The following is a 3827-nucleotide window of genomic DNA, read 5'->3' as shown; positions in this document are numbered from 1 at the left end:
CTTAAACAGGTGGTTACAGCAGATAGGGGAGTTGAGCTCGATCCAATCAGTATCTATAAGTTACAGAGTATGGGTTTGGTTAGTGTTCAGAGAAATAAAGTCACACTATGTTGTAATTTATATCGTCACTATTTTTTAGAACACCTTGATATGTTGTTCGCGTAGCGTGGCCTTTTGGCCAAGGTTTAAGGTTGTCTTTAATAATGTTGAATGTTGAATGTTGAATGTTGAATGTTGAATGTTGAATGTTGAATTCTTAATTCTTAATTCTTAATTCTTAATTTAAAAATTGCGTTCCACAAAACTATTCAAATCATTCCATTATTCAGAAACGCGCAAAATTCCCCTGTTTTGAAACAGGGGAATTTTGGAACAAACAATTGCTCAGAGCGATTAGCCCGAAGGGCTACGCTACGCGAACGCGCTTATCGAAGGGTGATTGAATTTAATCTAAATAACCCATCAGCTGTGGATCAGCATCAACATCATTTGGGGCGATGGGACGTTTGCCCATGATGTACTCTATTTCATCAAGATGAAGATTACTAGCAGCAATTGGCCGCTCTCCAGACACCTTCATGATACCGAGTACCTCAATGTTGCTAGAGGTGATGGGGCGCTCTCCCATTACAGACATCGTTTCTAATACCTGGAGATTACTGGCATCAATTGGTCGATGTCCCATTATGCTTTGTGTTTCACTAATATGAAGCTCACTAGGAGCAATGGGACGGTTTCCAGGTAAAGGGGGAATTGTATCTAAGGCAGAGGTTTCCTGTGCTGGAGCTTCTGCTAGCTGAACTGCGGTAGTGTTTTCATTGATTGCAGTGCTATCGCTCACAGTGCTATCGCTCACAGTGCTATCGCTCATAATCGTATACCTAGAAGTTTTTAACCGAGTTTTTTAGCTATTCGGGCAAGATTAGCCCGTTGGTCCTACCCGCTGGCGGAGGTGTGGGATTAACTATTGGTGTTATTGCCTCGTTTATGGGCGAGCGGGGTGCTTACAAAGTAGGAGAACAAAAAAAGCTCTGGTTGCTGTATTGACCTGGAGTCTTTGCTGTAACTGAGTTTAGTAAGGGGTAATTGGTCAATGATAATCATTGATACTCATACCAATACCATTAATTACGTTACAGACCGCAACTTTAGGTTAATTTTTGTTCTTGACTAACCTTTACAAGTATTATAAAGCCTTAATTATATTAAGCTACATTTTACGAAAGTAAACAATTAGGTCAAGGATTATAAAGCAATTCTCAATTGGGTCAGGTACTTAGGCTCTGGTTGTTAGGGAGTAGGGAGCTTCGGAGTAGGGAGCAGCGCAGCCATTGGGGAGCCAGGGCCTTCATGATGGGTTCCCCTCCATGAGCGAGTCCATCAAGATTGGATAAGAAAATTGAATGTACTTGATAACTATGACAAATGCTATAAAGGTTGAGACTGGCTTCTCACCCCTTTAGCCCTACAATTAAACCAATACAACGAAAGCCCGACAACCGAGACTTCTGGAGCTAACACGTTTGAGAGACTAGAGCCTATTAACCGATAACTAAGCACATAACCTACCCTGCACTGGACACTAAAGGTGAATAACTCATTAACCTGCCCTACACTGAAAGTCAATGGGGAATAACCAAATAACTTTCATACCTAGGATCGATTGCTGAGTTCTTCACATTTTGTTACAAATGTAGAAGTAACTCTCGCAGGATGCAAGATGGTTATGTTAGGTGGCTTCACCGGTACAAATAATTCTGGCACCGACTGGGGTGAACAACTGCTCAATACAGTTGCCAGCAAGACCATTCGCCACCTGTTTACCACAAGCGAATCGGTAGATGTTTCTGTGCGCTGCTATCCCTCTAGCAAGTTGCTACAAGGTAGTATCGATAGCTTCAAAATGAGTGGTCGTGGTTTAGTGATTCGTCGGGAATTCCGCACAGAGGAGATGTCCTTTGAAACTGATGCTGTTTCTCTGGATTTCAGCTCAGTGCTTCAGGGTAAGATTTCTCTGAAGCAACCTACTCAAGCGATCGCTCAAGTTATTCTGACTGAAGCTGACATCAACCAATCCTTTAAAGCACAACTAGTAAGAAAGCGGCTGGAAAACCTTTCTACACCAGGGTTAACCGCACTATCTGGTGGTGCTCCGGTTTCCTTTACCGAGGTGCAAGTTCAGCTGCAACCGAACAATGGTCTACGGTTATTTGCTAAGGCTGACCTACCCAATTACGGCATAGTACCGATTAGTATGACATCTACCATCGGAGTAGAGCGGCGACGGCGGATTTTGTTTAAAGACTCCCAGTTTCAAGCTAATGAAATACCAGAGTCGTTACAAGAGATATCTAAAACCTTGACAGTAGCCCTCGATGAGATCTTGAACAATATGGTGGATCTAGACCGCTTCAACCTGGATGGTGTCACTATGCGCATCAATCGTCTAGAGACCCAAGGGAAAAAGCTAGTTTTCAGTGGCTACGCCCAAATCGATCACATCCCCAATAATCCTTGACCGGTCAGCGGTCAGCGGTCAGCGGTCAGCGGTCAGCAGTCAGCGGTCAGCAGTCAGCGGTCAGCAGTCAGCGGTGCGCGTAGCGCTAATCGCTGATAGCACCTCAATTAGCCCATAAACTGATAGCTGATAGCTGATAACTGATAACTGTTGGCGTAGCGTGCGCGTAGCGCATTAGCTTACAGAAACACTCAGACAGGGGTTAAATTTCATCGGGATTAATACCCATCTGTCGTAACCGTTCTGCTAGTTGTTGAGCTCGTTGTTGAGCCAGTTCAGCTTGTTGTTGAGCCAGTTCCTTCTGTTGACGTTCTTGTTCAGCTCGTTGCCGTTCAAGTTCGGTTCGTTCTGCCTCAGTGGGAATCCAATTCCCATGTTGATCATACCAACGTAGCCACAACCGATTTAATCCCCGATATTGACCAAGCCATAGCCCTATACCCAATTGCAACTCAGGGATCCAAAACTTAGAATTGTCTATGGTTTGGGGTTGATAGCTGCTGCCTTCTAACTGAAAAATTCGCAATTCATCGCTGACTCGGTCGAAGGTGACATAGTAGGGAATTGCTAAAATCTGCTCGTACACTTCCCATTTGGTGGGTGGTTCTGCCGTTCGTTCACTGTAACCGAGGTCTTGATCTCTGGTGCTCGCAGAGAGCAACTCTATCGCCACAATTGGTCTGACCTCTTCTTGCCAGATCACATAACTCATTCTCAGCTGTTGTCCCTGGTAGAATCGGGAAATCCCTACTACGGCAAACCAATCCGGTCGTTTATACCAAGCGGTATGCTTCGGGTCATAATATAAATTTAAGTCACTGGCGACAAACACCCTTTCGCTGTCATAATTGGGGGGGCGAAATGTCTCACTACACAGTTGTGGTTGCCAAAGATGAAATTCGTCAGGCAAACCCGGCTCCTCTGGATCTTCACTGGGTAAATCATACATGGTGGGCAGGGTTTCTTTGGCCGGATGAGGGAGAATAACTTTTTTAAATGAGGGTTTGGCAAGTGACATGAGATTACCTCAATTTTTCCGACTGATGAGTTTGATCTTAGCAAGGGAGTAGGGAGTAGGGAGTAGGGAGTAGGGAACAGGAAACAGGGAACAGGGAACAGGGAACAGGGAACAGGAAAGAGAAAAATCCTGTGTACCTCAGGTGCGACCCGTGGCGAATTTAATTCTTCATTGGTCAAGCGCACCTAATAGTTATGAAAAACGCTGTTCCGATTCCCGATTCCCGACTCCCGACTCCCGACTCCCGGCTCCCGACTCCCGACTCCCGAAACTGGAGTTGTATATGTGAAC

At 44.9% G+C, this 3827-nt stretch carries 4 protein-coding genes; 2 read left to right on the top strand and 2 right to left on the bottom strand.

Annotated features, from left to right (window positions below; genetic code table 11):
- The first annotated feature begins 9 nt into the window (after positions 1–9).
- On the top strand, positions 10–165 hold the full coding sequence (locus F6K57_RS39165) for an AAA-like domain-containing protein (protein ID WP_293074083.1): 156 nt from the start codon (positions 10–12) through the stop codon (positions 163–165).
- A 280-nt stretch (positions 166–445) separates the two neighbouring features.
- Here the strand turns inward: F6K57_RS39165 and F6K57_RS39160 are convergent, their stop codons facing one another.
- On the bottom strand, positions 446–871 hold the full coding sequence (locus F6K57_RS39160; RefSeq protein ID WP_075895697.1) for a hypothetical protein: 426 nt from the start codon (positions 869–871) through the stop codon (positions 446–448).
- Positions 872–1720: 849 nt separating this feature from the next.
- Here F6K57_RS39160 and F6K57_RS39155 point away from each other — a divergent pair.
- The gene (locus F6K57_RS39155) at positions 1721–2518 is read left to right on the top strand and encodes a DUF2993 domain-containing protein (protein ID WP_364305994.1); all 798 of its coding nucleotides are present in this window, start codon (positions 1721–1723) and stop codon (positions 2516–2518) included.
- A gap of 202 nt (positions 2519–2720) precedes the next feature.
- On the opposite strand, the gene F6K57_RS39150 is transcribed toward F6K57_RS39155, so the two are convergent.
- Positions 2721–3536, bottom strand: coding sequence for a Uma2 family endonuclease (locus F6K57_RS39150; protein ID WP_293074079.1), 816 nt, complete (start codon positions 3534–3536; stop codon positions 2721–2723).
- Positions 3537–3827: the final 291 nt, after the last annotated feature.

The organism is Moorena sp. SIO4A5, from assembly GCF_010672005.1.
Lineage (GTDB): Bacteria > Cyanobacteriota > Cyanobacteriia > Cyanobacteriales > Coleofasciculaceae > Moorena.
The sequence above is the reverse complement of the archived record's forward strand: the minus strand, read 5'-3'. Positions and strand labels throughout refer to the sequence as shown.